Source organism: Gemmatimonadota bacterium (genome assembly GCA_039715185.1).
Classification (GTDB): Bacteria; Gemmatimonadota; Gemmatimonadetes; order Longimicrobiales; family RSA9; genus DATHRK01.
This window is the reverse complement of the sequence record JBDLIA010000002.1, coordinates 1-17,841: the sequence shown is the minus strand read 5'-3', so window position 1 is coordinate 17,841 and position 17,841 is coordinate 1. Positions and strand designations below refer to the sequence as shown.

The 17,841-nt window shown below is 70.2% G+C and carries 15 protein-coding genes; 6 read left to right on the top strand and 9 right to left on the bottom strand.

The genetic code is table 11. From position 1 onward, the window contains the following. Window positions 1-70: 70 nt before the first annotated feature. The 3 genes from ABFS34_00605 to ABFS34_00595 all read right to left on the bottom strand — a co-directional run bounded on the left by ABFS34_00605 (window position 71) and on the right by ABFS34_00595 (window position 3,041). Window positions 71-817 (bottom strand): hypothetical protein, encoded by a 747-nt coding sequence (locus ABFS34_00605; protein MEN8373927.1) that lies wholly within the window; start codon window positions 815-817, stop codon window positions 71-73. A gap of 90 nt (window positions 818-907) precedes the next feature. Further along, window positions 908-2,269 carry a hypothetical protein gene (locus ABFS34_00600; protein ID MEN8373926.1) on the bottom strand — a complete coding sequence of 454 codons (1,362 nt, stop codon included), beginning with the start codon at window positions 2,267-2,269 and terminating at the stop codon, window positions 908-910. After that, the gene (locus ABFS34_00595) at window positions 2,196-3,041 is read right to left on the bottom strand and encodes a hypothetical protein (protein ID MEN8373925.1); all 846 of its coding nucleotides are present in this window, start codon (window positions 3,039-3,041) and stop codon (window positions 2,196-2,198) included. The genes ABFS34_00600 and ABFS34_00595 overlap by 74 nt, the downstream gene beginning before the upstream one ends. Window positions 3,042-3,193: 152 nt before the next feature. Between ABFS34_00595 and ABFS34_00590 the strand changes: the two genes are divergently transcribed. Continuing rightward, the gene (locus tag ABFS34_00590; GenBank protein MEN8373924.1) at window positions 3,194-4,558 is read left to right on the top strand and encodes an NAD-dependent succinate-semialdehyde dehydrogenase; all 1,365 of its coding nucleotides are present in this window, start codon (window positions 3,194-3,196) and stop codon (window positions 4,556-4,558) included. A gap of 61 nt (window positions 4,559-4,619) precedes the next feature. Here the strand turns inward: ABFS34_00590 and ABFS34_00585 are convergent, their stop codons facing one another. Continuing rightward, window positions 4,620-7,769, bottom strand: a complete 3,150-nt coding sequence (locus ABFS34_00585; GenBank protein ID MEN8373923.1) for a peptidase S9 — start codon at window positions 7,767-7,769, stop codon at window positions 4,620-4,622. A 224-nt stretch (window positions 7,770-7,993) separates the two neighbouring features. Between ABFS34_00585 and ABFS34_00580 the strand changes: the two genes are divergently transcribed. Continuing rightward, window positions 7,994-9,718: a hypothetical protein gene (locus ABFS34_00580; GenBank protein MEN8373922.1), complete on the top strand. Its 1,725-nt coding sequence runs from the start codon at window positions 7,994-7,996 to the stop codon at window positions 9,716-9,718. Window positions 9,719-9,740: 22 nt separating this feature from the next. Here ABFS34_00580 and ABFS34_00575 read toward each other — a convergent pair whose 3' ends face one another. Both ABFS34_00575 and ABFS34_00570 read right to left on the bottom strand, forming a co-directional pair. Further along, on the bottom strand, window positions 9,741-10,166 hold the full coding sequence (locus tag ABFS34_00575; protein MEN8373921.1) for a DUF3465 domain-containing protein: 426 nt from the start codon (window positions 10,164-10,166) through the stop codon (window positions 9,741-9,743). 18 nt (window positions 10,167-10,184) lie between these two features. Further along, entirely contained in the window at window positions 10,185-12,101 is a 1,917-nt protein-coding gene (locus ABFS34_00570) for a hypothetical protein (GenBank protein MEN8373920.1), read from the bottom strand. Between the two features lie 222 nt (window positions 12,102-12,323). Between ABFS34_00570 and ABFS34_00565 the strand changes: the two genes are divergently transcribed. Continuing rightward, complete coding sequence (locus ABFS34_00565; protein MEN8373919.1) at window positions 12,324-12,743, top strand: hypothetical protein; 420 nt, start codon at window positions 12,324-12,326, stop codon at window positions 12,741-12,743. A 106-nt stretch (window positions 12,744-12,849) separates the two neighbouring features. On the opposite strand, the gene ABFS34_00560 is transcribed toward ABFS34_00565, so the two are convergent. Continuing rightward, window positions 12,850-13,086, bottom strand: coding sequence for a hypothetical protein (locus tag ABFS34_00560; GenBank protein ID MEN8373918.1), 237 nt, complete (start codon window positions 13,084-13,086; stop codon window positions 12,850-12,852). A 260-nt stretch (window positions 13,087-13,346) separates the two neighbouring features. Here ABFS34_00560 and ABFS34_00555 point away from each other — a divergent pair, with 260 nt between their 5' ends. The 3 genes from ABFS34_00555 to ruvA are packed head-to-tail and all read left to right on the top strand — an operon-like array spanning window position 13,347 to window position 15,159. Beyond that, the gene (locus tag ABFS34_00555) at window positions 13,347-14,093 is read left to right on the top strand and encodes a YebC/PmpR family DNA-binding transcriptional regulator (protein ID MEN8373917.1); all 747 of its coding nucleotides are present in this window, start codon (window positions 13,347-13,349) and stop codon (window positions 14,091-14,093) included. A gap of 2 nt (window positions 14,094-14,095) precedes the next feature. Beyond that, a complete protein-coding gene (gene ruvC / locus ABFS34_00550; protein ID MEN8373916.1) occupies window positions 14,096-14,569 on the top strand; it encodes a crossover junction endodeoxyribonuclease RuvC in 474 nt (157 codons plus the stop codon). Then, window positions 14,566-15,159, top strand: a complete 594-nt coding sequence (gene ruvA / locus ABFS34_00545; protein ID MEN8373915.1) for a Holliday junction branch migration protein RuvA — start codon at window positions 14,566-14,568, stop codon at window positions 15,157-15,159. The genes ruvC and ruvA overlap by 4 nt, the downstream gene beginning before the upstream one ends. Window positions 15,160-15,337: 178 nt before the next feature. Here ruvA and ABFS34_00540 read toward each other — a convergent pair whose 3' ends face one another. Beyond that, window positions 15,338-15,811, bottom strand: coding sequence for a GreA/GreB family elongation factor (locus tag ABFS34_00540; GenBank protein ID MEN8373914.1), 474 nt, complete (start codon window positions 15,809-15,811; stop codon window positions 15,338-15,340). Window positions 15,812-15,940: 129 nt separating this feature from the next. Continuing rightward, entirely contained in the window at window positions 15,941-17,725 is a 1,785-nt protein-coding gene (locus tag ABFS34_00535) for a hypothetical protein (GenBank protein ID MEN8373913.1), read from the bottom strand. Between the last annotated feature and the right edge of the window lie 116 nt (window positions 17,726-17,841).

Here is a 17,841-nt window from a genome sequence, read left to right as displayed (position 1 = left end):
TTCGTCACGGCGCCTTGCGTCGCGGGCGCTTCGCTCGCTTCGGTGCACACCCAACTTCCGTTACGGTACACTAGTTCACCCGGTCCGCCGTCACCGAATACAGGTAGTAGCCCGTGCCCTCGCGGATGATGTCGATCTCGACCCAGCCGCTCTCGGTCGCCTGCAGCGCGATGAGCAGGTGCTCCAGGTTGCCCTGCGGGTCGGCGAACTCCTGCTCGGAACCGTTCACCTCCACCTTGTAGGCGCCGGCTCCCCAGCTGCTCACCGCGACGTCGACGAGGTACGATTTGCCCTCTTCCAGCTTGAGATTCACGTAGAACAGGCCGGGGAAATTCTTGTTGAAGTTCACCGACGGCACGTCCGGGTCCACGTCATAGGGGAGGAAGAACTCGACGTTGCCCTTCTCGTTGATCCAGGGAGTGCGCGCGCTGAGCTCGATGTGATCGAGGACCGGCGGCCCCGGATTCTGAAAGTCGCGCGATCCGGCGCCTCCGAAGCCGCCGCCGCCGAGCGCCTCGCCGAGCAGGTCCAGGGTGGGCTCGGGCAGCGGGCTGGGCGGCACCGGCGTCGGTACCGTCTCGGCGAGCCGGACGCGCGCCCGCAGGGGCCTCCCCTCCGGGCGGAAGGCCCGGGCCGGACTCGGCGTGACGGTGAACTCGGCTGCGACGACGCCTGCCGGGAGCTCCACCGCGGCCAGCCGGTTCTTGTGGCGGAGCCGCTCCGAAACGCGGACCCCGCTCTCCTGGGCCGAGGCGGCCAGCGGAATGGCGATGGGCAGCGTGAGGCACGCAACGAGCAGGCGCGTGGTGCGCGTCATGGTTCGCTCCTGATGAGAGTCTTCGAACTCGACGAACGGAGAATACGGCGTCGGTCCGCACGATGCGTTCCGCGCTCGGCCGGTCCCGCTTCAGTCCCACCAGCCCTGCAGCAGCCACAGGTCGCGGCCGGCGTCGCGGTAGATCCAGACCAGAACGCCGTCCTCGTCGACGCAACGGTAGTACTCCCGGGCGTAGGCCTCTTCCCACCAACCTCCGGAGATGCGGTCCGGGCCCGCGACCACCCGGAGCGCCCGCCAGCCGGATCGGTCGTGGTAGCGGCTCGGCCGGCCGGCCTCCAACTCCACGCGCACCGGCCGGGGATCGGGCAGAAGCTGGAGGGTGAGCGGCGCATCGGCGGACGCCCCCGGCACGGCACGGTCGGGCGCTCCGGGCTCCGAACGATCCCGGTTGTCGGCGATCTCGATGGGGTCGCGCACGCGCCAGCTCGTGCGGCGTTCGGCCAGCGGGTGCGCGTCGTTGTCGGGCGCGACGACCACTTCACCCAGCTCGCCGACGAGCCGGGACAGCGCCGCCTCTACCGCGCCCGCGCTGCCGAATCCGCGGTCGAACAGGTCGCCCTGGCGCACGCCCGCGGGCTCGGTGGAGCCCACCTCCACGGCGACGCCTATGACCGCATCCGGGACGGACAATCGCTCCAGCCGAGAGCGCACCAGGCGCAGCCAGATGTCGCGGCTGGCGGTGGGGCGGCCGGGCCGAAGCGCGCGCGACCAGGCGCGGCCGTTGGCCAGCGGCAGCGTGAGCGTCATGCTGCGCGCGTGCTCGCCGCGCTCGGCCAGCTCCTGGCAGATGGGCGTGATCAGAGCGTTGGCGGCGAACACCAGGCGCGCGGGGTCGGTGATTACGTACTCGACGAAGTCGATCGAGGCGTGCGGGCGCAGCGGGGCGATCCGGTCGAAGAGCCGGCGCGGGTCATCCGCGCGGGACAGCCGCCACAGGCGCCCTCCCTCCGTGCCCAGTCGCACCTCCACCGATTCACGAGAAAGCGCCGCGAGCGAGCCGCAGGTCAGCAGGCCCGTGCCCTCCAGCAGCGAGAGCAGGGAAGGAGGTGGCTCCAGCAGCGCGATGGGCGCTCCCGCCAGAAACGCCCGGTCGGCGCCGGCGGGCACGACCGCGATTCCGTCCCGCGGTTTCCAGCGCGCGGCCACCTCGGCGGCAGCCGGGACGTCTGCAACGCCTACGCAGGGAGCGGTCGCCGCGTCGCCCGAGGTCGTCGAGCCGTCCCGGGTGGACGCGCCGGCCGCATCCTTCAGACGCCGTGCCGTCTGGCGGGTCGGCAGCCCACGCACGTCCGCCCAGATCGGCCCGCGGGCGTCCAGGGCCACTCGGGGGACGATCTCGAGCAGCGCCCGAACGACGTCAGGAGGGACGGCGGGGGCGGGGGGTTCCTCGTCGGTCCGCCAGTCCGGCGTCCAGAGACAGGCGATGTTCATGTACGTCGATGGGTAGCTGGAAGCTGGCTGTTCGCTCGAGCCCGGATGCTCGAACGCGAGCGCGCACTCGGACGGATTCGGCCAGGGCCGGGCCGGAGGGTCCCGCGCGCCACCGGTAAGCGTCCGGATCTATGCGCGTCTCGACCTGGAGCGCGGCGGAGCCGCCGGAGGGAGGGGTGAGGACGCGCGCGCCGTTACGCGGCTTGCGCGCGCGTACCCGCCATTCCGTAACGCGGGAGTCGGCGGCGGAAAACGTGTCGGCACCGGAGCGGGTGCGGGTGCGGGAGGATCCCGTCAGCCACCAACCACCCTCCATCACGACCAGCGCGCCGCCGCCTTCGCGGGCCGCGCGGGCGAGCCGCCAGTGCGCCATGGAGTCAGTTCTGGTGCCGGCCAGGACCACCAGCGAAAAACCGGTGGAGCGGAGCAGCACCTCCGCGCACTCCAGGGCCTCGCGCTCGCCCGTCGGGCGAAGCAGCACCGGGCCGGCGGGCCAGGACGCGCCCGCGATCACGCCCGCTCCATCCACCCAGGCCGTGCGTTCGCCGTGGGCGGACGTGTGCGCGCACGCCCCCCGCAACAACGCCGTGGCTCCGCCGCCTGCTTGCCAGCGCGTAAGGCGACCTCGTGGGAGGCCGCCGGAGGGAAGGATGGCGTCCAGGTGGGCGATACCTGTCGGCACCGTTTCGGTGGTGCCGTATGTAACCGGAAGGGCGTCGGGGAAACGCTGCTCCAGCAGGCGACGGAGTTCCAGGGCGGTCGCGGCGGACATGGACGGAGAATAACCCGAACAAAACCCGAAAACAAGGAGAGCGCGACGACGGCATAGAGGCCCCCGCTTCGAGCGGTCGCGACCCGGGCGCGCGACCCGGCTCGACGCCTTACGTTGCGTCCGAACGGACCGTGCGATGGAGCCTGGTGATCATGTCATTCCAGTCCACGAACCCCGCGACCGAAGAGACCTTCGCCACCTTCGCGTCGCACGACGACGAAGAGCTGGAGCGACGCCTCGCCGCCTCCTGGGACGCCTACTCGTCGTGGCGCCGCACCTCCATCGCCGGGCGCGCCGAGCGCTTGCTGCGCGCGGCCGAGCTGCTGGACGCGGAGAAGCGTTCCTGGGCGGAGCTGATGACGCGCGAGATGGGCAAGCCCATCCTGGCGGCGGAGGCAGAGGCGGAGAAGTGCGCCTGGGTATGCCGCTACTATGCCGAACACGCCGCGGGCTTCCTGGCCGACGAGGCCGTCGACACGGGGCGCAAGCGCAGCCTGATTCGCTACCGGCCGCTGGGCCCCGTCCTGGCCATCATGCCCTGGAACTTCCCCTTTTGGCAGGTCATTCGCTGCGCCGCTCCCACGCTCATGGCGGGCAACGTCGCGCTCCTCAAGCACGCCGCCAACGTGCCCGGCTGCGCGCTGGCCATCGAGGAGATCTTTCGCCGGGCGGGCTTTCCGGAAGGGGCATTCCAGACGCTGCTCATCGAGGTCGATAGGGTCGGCGGCGTGCTGGACGACCCCCGCGTGCGCGCCGCCACCCTCACCGGTAGCGAGCGGGCGGGGAGCGCGGTGGCGGGCCGCGCGGGACGGGCCCTCAAGAAGACGGTCCTGGAGCTGGGGGGCAGCGACCCCTTCATCGTCATGGCGAGCGCGGACCTGGACTCAGCCGTGACCACCGCGATCAGGGCGCGCACGATCAACAACGGGCAGTCCTGCATCGCGGCCAAGCGGTTCATCGTCCAGCGCGACGTCGCCGATCGCTTCCGCGACCGGTTCGTCGCGGGGATGGAGGCGCTGACGGTGGGGGACCCCATGGACGAAGCGACCGACATCGGCCCGCTCGCCACCGCCTCGATCCTGCAGGAGCTGGATCAGCAGGTGCGCGAGACCATCGACGCCGGGGCCCGGCTCCTCGCCGGCGGGCACCGCCTGGAGGGTCGGGGCTGGTTCTATCCGCCCACCGTCCTGGCCGACGTGCCCGAAGACGCGCCGGCGTACTCGGAGGAGCTGTTCGGGCCGGTGGCGTCGCTCTTCGTGGTGGAAGACGCCGAGGAGGCGGTCGCGCTGGCGAACGCCACGAGCTTCGGCCTGGGCGCCGCGGCCTGGACCACGGACCCGGCCGAGCAGGCCTTCTTCGCGGAGGAGATCGAAGCGGGGGCGGTGTTTCTGAACGGCATGACCGCGTCGGACCCGCGGCTACCGTTCGGGGGCGTGAAGCGCTCGGGCTACGGACGCGAGCTCGGGTCCTTCGGCGTCCGCGAATTCGTCAACGTGAAGACGATCGTGGAGCCCTGACGCGACGAAGGCGCACCCCCGCAGGGATGCGCCTTCGCGCTCGCGGGCCCGGGTGCGTCGCCTACCAGCCCGGCGACAGCACGAAGCCGAAGTGGCCGCCCTTCTCGGGGCGCTGGAACGGCAGCGCGTAGTAGACCTCGCCGATGAAGAAGCCGAACAGGTTCACGCGGGTGCCCGCGCCGATGCTGAAGACCGGCTCCCGGTCGACGTCGACCAGGTTGCGGAAGAACGGATTGTCGTTGAGCGGATCGTCGACGTCCGGAGACAGGTCACCGGTCCACGCGTACCCGCCGTCGGCGAACAGGAACAATTCCGTGGGCAGGAACGAGGCGGCGATGAGGCCGAGTTGCTCCACGCCGAACAAAGCGAGCCGCGCCTCTACGTTCCCCACCACGATCTTGCTGCCGTGAAGCGCGTCGAACTCCTCACAGAACGACACCGCGGTATCCGTGCACTCCAGATCCGGGTCGAAGCTCTCGACCGCGTACCCTCGCACGAGCGTCTCCGTGCCCACGTTGAGCGACTGGAGCTGGCTGCTGTTGGCGTCGCCTCCGTAGCGTCCGAAGGTCAGGCCTCGCACGGCGAAGGTGACGGGGTTGTCGAAGAAGTAGCGCCGGTAGTCGATCAGCCCGGTCGCGAACGACACGTCGCCCGTGGTCGCGCCGGCCTCTATGCGATACCGCCCGCCGCGGATGGGCGAGGTGAACCCGAAGAACGAGTAGTCGCCCACGTACGCGGCGGACGCCTCCACCGTGTTCAGGGCGGTCGGGAAGCTCTCCAGCCCGATCTCCTCGGGCTCGACGGACCGGGTACGGTCGAAGATGATCGTGCTCCCCGCGGCGCCTATTTCTCGCACCTCGAAGTCGTACGCTAGCCGCGAGTAGCCTACGCCGAACTCCAACCGGTTGGTGACCGAGAAGGGATACTGCGTGACCAGCGACACCTGGTCCGAGAACACCCGCAGCAGGAGCTGCGAGAACGTACTCCCATTCAGGTCGGGCACGCCGTCGTTGTTCCCGTCGACGCCCTGGACGAACGTCGTGCCGAAGGAAGTCAGGAACGGGATGTGGGACAACCCGCCGCCCCAGACCCAGCGGTTGGAGCGGTTCAGGTACTGAGCCTGGCCGCCGACGTCCTTCACGCCGCCGTTCGCCTGGATGGCGACCGCCATCTGGTGGTTGCCCAGCAGGTCGCTGAAGAAGCCCGCCGCGGCGCCCGCCAGCCCGGTGCCGAAGCGGTCCACGCCCACGCCGACGCCGGAGCTGCCCACGTAGTCCAGGGCCAGTCCGGAGTTGTACTGGTCGAGCGGGAAGTCATCGGGCGTCTCGGGCAGGCCGAACTCCGGATCGTTCAGGTAGAGGTCGATGACGCCGCTGCCTTCGGCGTCCATGGGCGGCAGCAGCCCCGCGCGGGTGGGCGCGGGCGCGGCCGGGTCCACCTCCACCCCCCGCGTGGCGTCGCCCTCCAGCGCGTTCACCTGGTAGCCGCCATCCTCGAAGACCGAGAACATGACCCGGCCGTTGCGGGGCGCCACAGTCAACGCAGGCGCGAGCGCGGTGATGCCGCTGACGCCGGTGGCGATGCGCGTGACCTGGAAGACCTTCTGCGTGCCGAACTCGTACCGGTATATGTCGCTGAAGCCGCCCCGGTCCGAGATGAAGTACAGCTCGGAGCCGTCCGGCGAGTACTGCGGGTTGATGTGCTTGGCCTGCTCGAACAGCTCGAGCATCGTCACGTCGCCGCTCTCCACGTCGGCGAACGCGAGCCGCATGTTGCCGTAGGCGAGCCGCTGGAAGTCGGTCTGCGGGCCGCGGTCGCTCACGAACGCGATGGTGCGCCCGTCCGGCGACCAGGCGGCGTGGATGTCGGCGAAGCGGTCGTCGGTGATCTGGCGCGCCTCGCCCGTCTCCACGTCGATCACGTACAGGTCGCTGATACCGCCCTCGACGCCGGTCACCGCGATGTGGCGGCCGTCCGGCGACCACGCCGGGTCGCGCATGGCGGTCACGCCGGGCACCGTGATGCGGCGCTCGAAGCTGCCGCGCTCGACGTCCGCCACGGCCAGTTGATGGTCGCCATCGGCGATCACCACGAACGCGAACTGCGAGCCGTCGGGCGACCACGTGCCCGTGGACTCCAGGAAGCTCAGGGCGTCGATGTGCTGGTCGGTGTCCGAGCTGGCGATGCGCTTGATGACCCGGCCGGTCTCGGCGTCGGCCACGAAGATGCTGATGCTGAAGAGGTCGATCTCGGACAGGAAAGCCACGCGGCTGCCGTCGGGGCTGAGCACCGGGCCGACGTTCATCTCGCCCGCGTCGAGGTCGGCGGCGAGCACGCGGCGCCCCACCTCGCGGGGCAGCTCCCGGCCGGAGATCTCCGGCAGGTAGTCGCGGCGGATGGACGTGATCCACATGTCCGAAAGCGTGCCGGCGTCCAGCCCGAGCACCTTCTGGAAGGCCGCGCCGGGACCCTCTCTGAGGGATGCCCTGTAGATGCGGCCCACCGCCTCGTCGCCGTAGGTGCCGCCCACCCAGGCCCAGAACGCCTGCCCGAAGCGGTACGGGAAGAAGTTGGGATCCGTGGTGAGCCGGCCCAGGTCCGGCAGGTCGTTGCGCAGCAGCGCGTCGCGCAGCCACATGGCCGTGTGCGGATCGTAGCGCCCGACCGACAGGTACTCGGCCATCCCCTCGACCACCCACAGGGGCAGGCGCAGCAACGACGTCAGCCCCGGCCCGCCCACGCCCGCGCCCGCCATGTCGTACTGGAAGACGTGCACGATCTCGTGCCCCAGCACGTGGTCGCTGCTGCCGTATATGCCCGTCAGCGGCATAACGAGCCGATCCTTCAGGCCTTCAGTGAAGCCGCCGGTGCCCTCGCCGATGAACCCGCTCGTCGTATTCGTCTGCTGAAAGTCGGGGTGGTTGGCGTACAGGATGACCGGCTTCTTGACGCGGAAGTCGTGATCCAGCAGACCCGAGATGCGATCGTACCAGCGCTCGGCCATCCTCGAAGCGTCGCGGACGGCTTCTTCTTCTTCCGGGTAATAGTGGATATCCCAGTGATCGGCTCTGATCACCTGGAAGTCGAAGTCGTCGTATTGGACCTTGTTGCGGCCGAAGTACTGGGCCGCCAGCGCCGCGGGCGCGACGGTGAGCGCGGCAAGGACCAGCAAGGACGCGCGTCGCGCGACATGATGCCGAGCATGAGGCATCGAAATACTCTCCTAATTCGAGGATGACCCCAGCCCCCTCCACTTCCTTCAACGACGCCGGGGCCTGCGTTGTTCCACCCTGCTCCGGCGCGGAGGCATTCACGGGGACGGCGGGCGGGCTCCCTACTACTTCCCGACGCGCGCGTGAGGTCCAATGTTAGCACACCCGCGAACGCGGGCAGGGTTTCATGAGTAACGCGCCGGAAGGGGATGCAAAGACAGGTATGAAAAGGAACACCCGCCCGGCCACCGATCGGGTCGCGCCGGCGATCGTCGCGGCGCTCTTCCTGGCCGCCGGCTGCGCCGATGAGGACGCTCCACGCCGTCCGCGCCTGGCCCCCGGCGTATCCGCGCAGGCCCTCGCCGAGCGCGTCGAGCGCTTCGCCCCCGCCGACATCGACGCGGACACGGACCGGCTGGCGCCGTGGGAGAAGGTCGTGCTCGAGCGGCTGATCAGGGCCTCGGACGCCATGCACGAGATCTTCCTGCGCCAGGTGTCCGAACGGAACGCCGAGCTCCACCAGGGGCTGGCGCTTTCCACCGAGCCCTGGGCGGAGGACGCGGTCGCGTACCTCGACATCATGGCGGGCCCCTGGGACCGCCTCGATGGCAACCAGCCGTTCCTCGATGTGGGCGCCAGGCCGGCCGGCGCGGGCTTCTACCCCGCCGACCTGTCGAGCGGCGAACTGGACGAGTGGCTGGCCCAGCACCCCGAGGACCGGGAGGCCTTCACGGGCTACTTCAGCGTGCTGCGCCGCGAGCACGGGACGCTCATATCCATCCCCTATTCGGTGGAGTACCGCGCCGAGCTCGAGCGCGCGGCGGCGCTGCTGCTGGAGGCCGCGGAGGCGGCCGAAGACGCCAGCCTGGCCGCGTATCTGGAGCTGCGCGCGGCCGCGTTCCGGTCCGACGACTACTACGCCAGCGACGTCGCGTGGATGGACATAGGCGGCACGAGGATCGAGCCGACCATCGGTCCGTACGAGGTCTACGAGGACGGCCTCCGGGGCGCCAAGGCCGCGTTCGAGAGCTTCATCGCGCTCGCCGACTCGGCCGCGTCCGCGGAGCTCGACGGCCTCAAGGGACGCATGCGCTTCCTGGAGGGGCGGCTGCCGGTGGCCGACCGGTACAAGGACCTGGACCGGAGTTTCGAGAGTCCCATCCGCGTGGTCGATCTGATCTACGCGGGTGGTGATGCGCGGGCGGGCGTGCAGACGATCGCCTTCAACCTTCCCAACGACGAGCGGGTTCGTAGCGAGAAGGGCTCGAAGAAGGTCATGCTGCGCAACGTGTCGCGAGCCAAGTTCGAGCTGATACTCACCCCCATCGCGGAGCTGGTGCTGGGCCCCGTGATGGCGTCCGCCATCGAATTCGACCCGTGGTTTACCGCCGTTCTGCTGCACGAGCTGGCCCACGGATTGGGTCCCGGGGTGGTGGCCGGCGGCTCGGGAGTGCCGGTCCACCAGGCGCTCCGCGAACACCACTCCGCGCTCGAAGAGGCGAAGGCGGACGCGGTGGGGCTGCACTCCCTGGGCGTGTTGGCCGAGGAGGGGCTCTACCAGGCGGCGTTCGTGCGTGGGGCCTACCGGGCGCACCTGGCCGACCTGTTCCGGTCGGTGCGCTTCGGCGTGGAGGAGGCGCACGGACAGGCGGCGGCAATCCAGTTCGCGTGGGCGTGGGAGCGCGGGGCGATCCTGTTCGACGAGGAGGTGGGGGCGTTCGCGCTCGACCTTCCCGCATACGTGGAGGCTAACCGCGCGCTCGCCGCCGAGATCCTGCGCATCCAGGCGGAAGGGGACCTGGCGGCGGCGGCGGCGCTCCGTGCCGACTACGGCGCGGCTCCGGAGGCAATGCGGGACTTTCTGCCGCGTCTGGCGGGGGTGCCGGTCGACATACGGCCCGAGTACGTCGTGCTGGACCGCATGGCCGGCTGGGGACTGGGGCGATAGGCCTTCGGCCGGGTGGGAAGGACTACCGGTACTCGCGGCCGTGCGCGCGCACCCAGCCGCCGGCGCGTCGGCCGTCCGGGTCGTGATGCGTCCAGTGGATGACGCCGCCGCGCTCGTTCCACTCGTACTCGCCCAGGAAGCTGACGGAGTCTCCCGCGGCCAGGTTCTCGACGCGTGGAGCCAGGTCGATGTTGTGGCTGATCAGGACCGTGTGCCCGGACGCGAGGCGCACCACGAAGCGCTGATGGCGCGAGCCCGAGTTGTCATCGGGGAGCAGCCGGTCCACGACACCCAAGGCCTCCACGAAGACCCCGGACGCCCCTCGTTCGAAGAGCGCCTCGATGACCTGCGGCGGCGGCGCGCCGGTGTCCTCGCGCCGGTCGGCGACGAGCCACAGCGCAAGCGCGGCCAGGACCAGTGCCAGGCCGCGCGCGGTGCGAGGCTTCACGATTCCGTTCCTGTCGGCCTACGAAACCGGCCGCTCGTCAACCACTTTGGCCACCCACAGCCCCGAGTTCAGGTCGGCGGTGAAGACGTTGCCCTTGAAGACCTGGGCGCCCCACGTCATGGGCCAGTTGGGCACGGTGGTCCGATCGTCGAGCGGGATCACGTAGCCGATCTCGCGGCCCTGCCGGTACAGGTCGCCCCGCAGCTCTCCGCTAACGTCCACGACCCGTAGCCCCGCCTGGTAGTAACCGACGTAGAGCCTGTCTTCCTCCACCCAGACGTTGTGCGCGCCGGCTTCGGGCACCTCGTAGCGGGCCACCTCACGGGGCGAGTCGATGTCGCTCATGTCGAGGACGTGGATGTAGCCGCGCGCTTCGATCGGCTTCTGGGGATCCCACCCGTCCGGGAACAGCTCGTCCCCCACGTACAGGTAGCGGCCGTGGCGCCACGCCACGTGGGTGTTGCCCTGCGGATAGCTGTAGCTGCTGACGAACGTCGGCGCGGTGGGCGTGCCGCCGTGCGTGCCCGCGCCCACGTCCAGAACCACGGCGCCATCGTCCCAGTAGCTGAGGTAGGCGTAGCCGTCCTGCACGATCACGTCGTGCAGCGTCTTGAACGGCTTGTCCAGCCCCCAGCGGCCCACTTCTCGTGGCGCCGCCGGATCCGAGATGTCGATGATGTGCAGATCGCCGGTGCCGTTGTGGCACGCGTAGATCAGGTTCTCCTCGCCCCGGATCCAGACGTTGTGGACGCCCCCGGACACGGTCTCCGTGTATTCGGAGATGACGCTGGGGTGCGCCGGCTCCGAGAGGTCGAGGAGCACTATGCCGTTGCGCCTGCTGGCGGCGCCTTCGCGGGTCAGGATGCCGATGCGGTTGTTCGGGTGGATCTTCACGTCGTTGATCCGCCTGGCGTCCAGCTGCATGGAGTCGACCAGGACCGGGTTGGTCGCATCGGTCACGTCCCAGACCTTCATCCAGTCGTGCAGGAAGGTGCCGATGTAGGCGTAATCGCGGCCGTCCGCGCCCTCGAACACCCAGACATCGCCGGAGTGGTGGTCGACGCTGGGCCCGTGCCCGACGACTTCCACGCGCGCGGAGTGTTCGCGCGGCGCGACCTCGATGACCGCCTCTGCGAAGACGTAGGGGCCCAAGAGAGCGCCCACCCGGTAGGTCCCGGGATCCTCCGCGACGAACACGCCCTCCTCTCCCTCGACCTCGACTTCGGCTCCGGCCCCCGACACCGACCAGGACGGGTGGAAGCCCTCCACGGAGCGAGCGCCGTCGGCGCCCAGTCCCACGGCGCGCAGGCGGACCACGTCCCCCGTGCGCACGGACGCCGAAGACGGCGTGAGGTCGTAGGCAGTGGCCGGGTTCTCTTCCACCCTCACGCTCAGCTCGGTGCGCGCGGCGCCGGCGCTGACACCGATGCGGGCGTCCCCAACTCGAACTCCGGTGACCGCGCCGAAGGCATCGACCCGCGCGATCTCCTCATCCAGCGACTCGTAGGAAAGCCGGGCCCCGGGCACGGGTTCGCCGAGCGCGTTCAGAGGCGTCACCCGCAGCGGCGTCGAGATGCCCACGCGGACCGCCCCGGCGGGCGCAGCGCGTATCAAGGTGACGGGGAGATCCGGCACGCGGACCTCGTGAAAGTGCGTCGCCCCGTTGACGACCACCGCGATTCGGCCGGGGCCGGGGCGGATCCCCGTCAGCGTCCCGGCCGGCGAAAGCGACACGTACTCGGGGGTCACCGCGAGCCAGCGAACCTCGGGAGCTGAGAGCGGCGTGCCGTCCTCCGCGAACGCGGCGACCCGCAACTCGATCGCCTCCCCCACTTCGATCTCCGTGGGCGCCGGGTCTATCTCTATGCGCGCCGGCGCGGGTGCCGCCGCGGCTTGGATCGCGAGGGCGGCGGCGAGCGGGGCGATGACCATCATGGGGAGACTCCTTGCGAGCGAACGATCAGACCGTTAAACCCTTGACAATGCGGCTCGATTCCGGGCGGCCTCCAACCTGACGGTGGCCTCGGAAGCGGGTCAAGCCGGGTGCTGGACGGGCGGCGCCCGTCGCGGTGGCGCGCAACCTGCAGAGCGAGTAGGTGGCTTGTATCGACCGGTCGATTTTCGGAGTAGGTGGAGACACCGTACGGAGGAGGAACGATGAAGAAGGTGGCGTCTGGACTCTGCGCCCTGCTGTTGGTCGGCTGTGCTTCGACGGGCGAGGCGCGCCCGGTGGACAGTTGGGCCGGCATGATCGAGGCCGAGGAGCACGACGACATGCGGGCGGCGGCGAACGTCAACGCCGGCATCAAGGAGACGGTTATCTCTGTTGCGCTCGCGGGCGACGCGAACGGCGCGGTCCGGCCGTGGCACGTCCACGAGGGCACCTGCGGCAGCGGCGGCGCTCCGGTCGGGCAGGTTACCGACTACCCGCCCATCCGCGTCGGTGCTACGGGCAACGGTGACGCGACCGCGCGGCTGCGCATCGGGCTGGATCCGGCGGGCTCGTATTACGTGAACATCCACGAGTCGTCCACCAACCTGGGCGACATCGTGGGCTGCATGCAGTTGTCCACGTAGCTGCGGCTTTTCGCCCCCTCTCTCGGGGGCGGGATGGAAAAAGGGCGGGGTGGTCGATCCACCCCGCCCTTTGCGCATCACGGGCGCGTTATCCACGCGGGGCCTGCTACCAGAGGTCCGCGACCTGCTCGTAGGAGGGCTTCCGCACCGGCGCCATGGGCTGAGGGGTCAGCCCCGTGCCCTCACACGTGGGGCAAATGCGCGGCCGAAACATCCTCGTCGCCGGGCCCGAGCCGGACCCGTTGGCGACTCCGGTCCAGCGCGACCACGACATGTCGAAGCGCGCGCTGGCGACCACGTGTCCGCAGCCGTCGCAGCGGCCGCACTCCTTGGCGATGCTCACGATATCCTCCAATCGGCCGACTCGGGTCCGGGTTCGGGCCCGCGGCCGTTGATCTCATGTACGTAATCCGAGCAATCCCAAGACGGACCGACGGACCGATGATGCTACCCCCCCGAACGCGTGCGTTCCCTCCCGGTTCGCCCACACCGGGGCGCGAATCCCGCGCGTTGATCGACCCTCGGCCCAGGATTATGTTTTCGGCGCCGAAATCGCCGTTCCGGGGCGTTTTCGACCCCCCAGAGCCGACGCAGGAGGTGGCCGTGGCCGGCCACAGCAAGTGGGCCCAGATCAAGCGCAAGAAGGCCGCAAACGACGCCAAGCGCGGCAAGATGTTCACGAAGCTGATCCGTGAGCTCACGGTGGCGGCGCGGGCGGGCGGCCCCGATCCGGACGCGAATCCGCGCTTGCGGCTGGCGGTCGACACCGCCAAGGCCGCGAACATGCCGAACGAAAACATCGACCGGGCGATCGCCCGGGGCTCGGGCGACCTGGAGGGCGTCGAGTACCAGGAGATCGTCTACGAGGGGTACGGTCCGGGCGGCGTGGCTCTCTACATCGAGACGCTGACGGACAACACCAACCGCACCGTCGCAGGGGTTCGCCACGCGCTCGAAAAGCACGGAGGCAACCTGGGTCAGGCCGGTTCGGTCGCCTGGCAGTTCGACCGCAAGGGGCAGATCCTCATCGACGCGACGCGCCACGACGAAGACCTGGTGATGCTGGCCGCCCTGGAGGCCGGCGCCGAAGACGTCGAAGCCGCCGGGGACGTGCTCGTGGTCACCACCGAGTTCGCGGACCTCCACGCCGTGAGCGAGTCGCTCGCGGCTCAGGGCCTGGAGTGCGAGACGCCGGAGCCGACGATGGTGGCGAAGGCCACCGTGGCGGTTTCCGGGGCGGAGGCCGAGCGCCTGCTGCGGCTCGTGGACGCGCTCGAGGACCTCGACGACGTCCAGCGGGTCCACTCCAACGCGGACGTTGACGAAGCCACCGCGGCGGCCGCGTCTTGAGGGTGCTCGGGGTCGACCCAGGAACCGCGGTTACCGGTTACGGTGTCGTCACCCGTGAGAGTGGCGGCGCCGTGTCGCTGGTGGAGTGCGGAGTCATCAGGACCGATCGACGCTTGCCGCTGCCCCAGCGCTTGCGCGATATCTTCGAGGGAATCGACGGCATCATCGAGCGGCACGCGCCGGACGCGTTCGCCGTGGAGGGCGTTTTCTACGCCCGCAACGTGCGCACGACGATTACCCTCGGTCAGGCGCGCGGCGTGCTGCTGCTGGCCGCGGCGCGCCGGGACCTGGCCGTTCACGAGTACTCTCCCGCGGAAGTGAAGAACGCGATCGTGGGCACCGGACGGGCGACCAAGGAGCAGGTCCAGTTCATGGTGCAGCGCCTGCTGCGTTTGCGCTCGGCGCCGAGCCCGGCGGACGCCGCGGACGGCGTGGCGGTGGCGCTCGCCCACTGCTACGCGCTGGTGACAGCGTGATCAGCCGCATCCGGGGTATCCTCCTGACCCGCGAGCTGGATCGGGCCGAGATCCTGACCGCGTCCGGCGTGGTCTACGAGATCCACATACCGCTCACGGTGTTCGAGCGGCTTCCGCCCACGGGCGCCGAGGTGGAGCTGCGCACCTGCCAGGTGGTCCGCGAGGATTCCCTGACGCTGGTCGGGTTCACCGATGAGACCGGTCGGAAGGTGTTCAACAGGCTCATCGGCGTGACCGGCGTGGGCCCCAAGCTGGCGCTCACGGCGATGTCGTCGCTGTCCCCGGACCGACTCGCGGCGGCCATCGCCGGACGCGAGGTCGACGTCCTGCGTCGGATCCAGGGGATCGGTAAGAAGACCGCCCAGCGGATCGTGCTGGAGCTCGCGGACAAGGTCGAGGACCTCGCGGTCGTGGCCGCCTCACCCGCCTCGGTGAAGAACTCCGAGCAAGCCGTCGGCGCGCTCGTGGCCCTGGGCTACGCCGCGGTGGACGCGGGCGGGGCGGTGCGGAAGGCGTTGGACGAGAAGCCGGAGCTCGAGGGCGCCGAGCTCATCAAGGCGGCGCTCACGCAGGTGGGAAGCGGGGGCTAGTGTGCCGGCGCGGAAGTCCCGTGTGCACCGAGGCGCGTGATGCGCCCGCGGGGCAAGGCGGAACGACGCGCCGTAGCCGTCGCTACGGCAAGGAGTTCCAACGCCGCATCCGCGGGCTGCAGCGCGCGCCGAATGCCTACGGGACTTCTGCAACGGTACACTAGTGTGCAACGGTACACTAGTCGACTATCTGGTGCAGGGTCACCAACTCCAGGATCCGGTACCGCCGAATCCCGACCGGTAGCTCCGCCGCCACCTCATCGCCCGCCGAGCACCCGAGGAACGCCCGACCCAGGGGCGACGCCATGGAGATGTGCCCCGCCTCCAGGTCGATGAAGTCGCCCGCGGTTATCAGGTATTCGTCGACGTCGCCGAACTCCAGGTCCTCCACCTTGAGCCGCGAGCCGAAGCCGACCCGGTCGGAGGGGACCGCAGCCACGTCGATGCGCGACAACTCGTGCATCCGCGCCGACAGGTGTCCGATGCGGGCCTGCACGAACTGCTGGCGCTCCAGGGCGGACTTGTAGTCCGCGTTCTCCCGCAGGTCACCCAGCTCCACGGCGCGGCGGATGATCTCCGGAAGCTCCCTGGTGAGTTCCGTGGTGAGCTTGGCGATTTCGCCTTCGATCTTGTCGCGAATTTCGTCGAGCATGCGTCCGTCTCGTGGTTCTTAGCCCCACATGCGAGGTTCGCCAGCGCGTCGGCGGGGACAAAAAACCCCCGGCCCGAGGCCGGGGGCACGCTACAAAGCTAGCAAAAACCCCTCGAAGTTCCAGGGTCGTCAGTTCTCGGCGCGGACGAACTCGAGGATAGTCCGGCCCGCCGGGACCACCACGGTGCCCAGCTCGACCGCCTCGGCATCGGAGAGGCGGACGGTGACCCGGTGCTCGCCGGCCGGGAGGCGGACGCGAAGGATCTCCAGCCGGTCGGGGACGAGAGCCCAAGACCTGGTGTCGGCGCGCTCGGAGAGGACGGCGCCCGCGTTCGCGACGGCGCCGAGGATGCGCCCCAGCGTTTCGTCCTTCTCGGCGGCTTCCGACTCGATCGCCCGCGTGATGGCGAGCTTGGCGCCGGCGCGCGCCACCGCGCGCGCGATCGCCCACCCCTGCGCCTCGACGCGGTCGGCTATGACGCCGTCGCTGAGGCCGACGGGCAGCCGCGCGGCGGCGGCGGGCTCCTCGTCCACCAGCAGCGTCGCGGGCCCCGCGGACGGCGGGCGGCGCGCGGTACGGTACGCGGCCCAGGCCACGCGCATGATGTAGGGATTGCGGTCGTAGTGGTCCCCGTCGTCGTCGTCTCCGGTCGCCGCTTCCGCGCCTTCCTCGGGCGCCGGCGCGGAACCAGGCCTGAGGTCGTCGCCCGTGCGCTCGAGCGTCGGCCTGCGAGGCGTGGGCGTCTCCTCGGCCGGGGCCGGGCGCCCGGACTCCTCGCCCGAGTCTTTCTCGGCGGACTGCGCCGCCTCCTGCTGGCGCCGACGCTCTTCCTCCTCTTCTTCGCGCTGGCGCCGGCGCTCTTCCTGCTCTTTCTCCCGCTCGGCCTCGACCTTCGCCTCCTCGAGCGCGGACAGGAACTCCCTGTCGCCGGTGGCGTCGGGTGCCATCCGGCGCGCGAGCTCCATGGAAGCGTACGTGCGCCGGTGGCGACCGCCGCTCAGGTGGTCGTGCTCGTGATCGTCCAGCGTGAGGAAGCCGGTCTCTTCGTAGAGCTGGGCCACGCGCCCTCGCTCGACGACGACGACGAGCTCGCCTGAGCCGGAGAGGCCCAGGAGCTCATCGAGGTCCACGGCGCCAGAGACGATCGACTCCAGGGGGACTGCCAGCGTTATCGAAGGCTCCTGCAGGCCGACCTGCGACGCGCCGCTCGGCTCGACCCACGCGACGCCCTGCGCGCTGGCCTTGCGAGCGGCCACGTCCGCGTCGTTGATCTCCCCGGTCGCCGCGAAGACCGAGGACGCGAACGCGCGGAACGCCGCCCTGCGAGGAGTCGGCGCCGACGCGTCGTCGTAGCGATCGAGCATCAGGCTGAGCCGCCGCGCCTCCACCGCGGCGCCGTCGGGATCGCCGAGCGCCAGGTGGTTCTTGGCGTTGTAGTAGTGGATCAGCAGCCGCTCGGTCTCGCCCGGGTCGTAGGGCATGACGCGGTCGTTGGTCACGAGCGTGAGGGCGGAGCGGAGGACGCTCTTGGTGTAGCGATCCTCGGACAGCTCGTACGCCGCCCGCAGCCACAGGCTGCTCTCGCCGTACAAGCCGGCCTGCTGCGCGACTACGCCGAAATACAGGTGATCGAGGACGTCGTCACCGGGCAGCCTGGACGGCTCCTCGCGCAGCCACGCGAGCGCCGAGTCGGCGTGTCCCGCGTCGAGCAGGCGACGCAGTCGCACGTCGGCGCGCGAGCGCCCGTCCGGCCCGATGTCGCCGGGGTTCCAGAATCCGCCGCAGCCGGCGCTGAGCACCACGACGATGCCGAGCAGCGCCGCGCGCCGCGCGCCAGCCGGGCGCGCCCCCGCCCGCCGCGGCGGGCGGCCGGCCTCGCGGGGGGACCCGGTTCGACCGAAGGGGGTGCGCATGGACGTCAGCCTCCCTGGCGCTCCAGCACGATGATGCGCTGCTGGGCGTGCGCGATCGCGTCCGCGAAGTGCGCGGCTGCCCTGCCCTCGGCGTCGATGCGCTCCAGCTCGAGCTG

Bases quoted from the DNA above. Each gene is read 5' to 3' on its own strand.
- ABFS34_00595 (MEN8373925.1), bottom strand. From the start codon at position 3,041: ATGTCCGCCGCGACCGCCCTGGAACTCCGTCGCCTGCTGGAGCAGCGT.
- ABFS34_00565 (MEN8373919.1), top strand. From the start codon at position 12,324: ATGAAGAAGGTGGCGTCTGGACTCTGCGCCCTGCTGTTGGTCGGCTGT.
- ABFS34_00535 (MEN8373913.1), bottom strand. From the start codon at position 17,725: ATGCGCACCCCCTTCGGTCGAACCGGGTCCCCCCGCGAGGCCGGCCGC.
- ABFS34_00605 (MEN8373927.1), bottom strand. From the start codon at position 817: ATGACGCGCACCACGCGCCTGCTCGTTGCGTGCCTCACGCTGCCCATC.
- ABFS34_00590 (MEN8373924.1), top strand. From the start codon at position 3,194: ATGTCATTCCAGTCCACGAACCCCGCGACCGAAGAGACCTTCGCCACC.
- ABFS34_00585 (MEN8373923.1), bottom strand. From the start codon at position 7,769: ATGCCTCATGCTCGGCATCATGTCGCGCGACGCGCGTCCTTGCTGGTC.
- ABFS34_00570 (MEN8373920.1), bottom strand. From the start codon at position 12,101: ATGATGGTCATCGCCCCGCTCGCCGCCGCCCTCGCGATCCAAGCCGCG.
- ABFS34_00600 (MEN8373926.1), bottom strand. From the start codon at position 2,269: ATGAACATCGCCTGTCTCTGGACGCCGGACTGGCGGACCGACGAGGAA.
- ABFS34_00540 (MEN8373914.1), bottom strand. From the start codon at position 15,811: ATGCTCGACGAAATTCGCGACAAGATCGAAGGCGAAATCGCCAAGCTC.
- ABFS34_00580 (MEN8373922.1), top strand. From the start codon at position 7,994: ATGAAAAGGAACACCCGCCCGGCCACCGATCGGGTCGCGCCGGCGATC.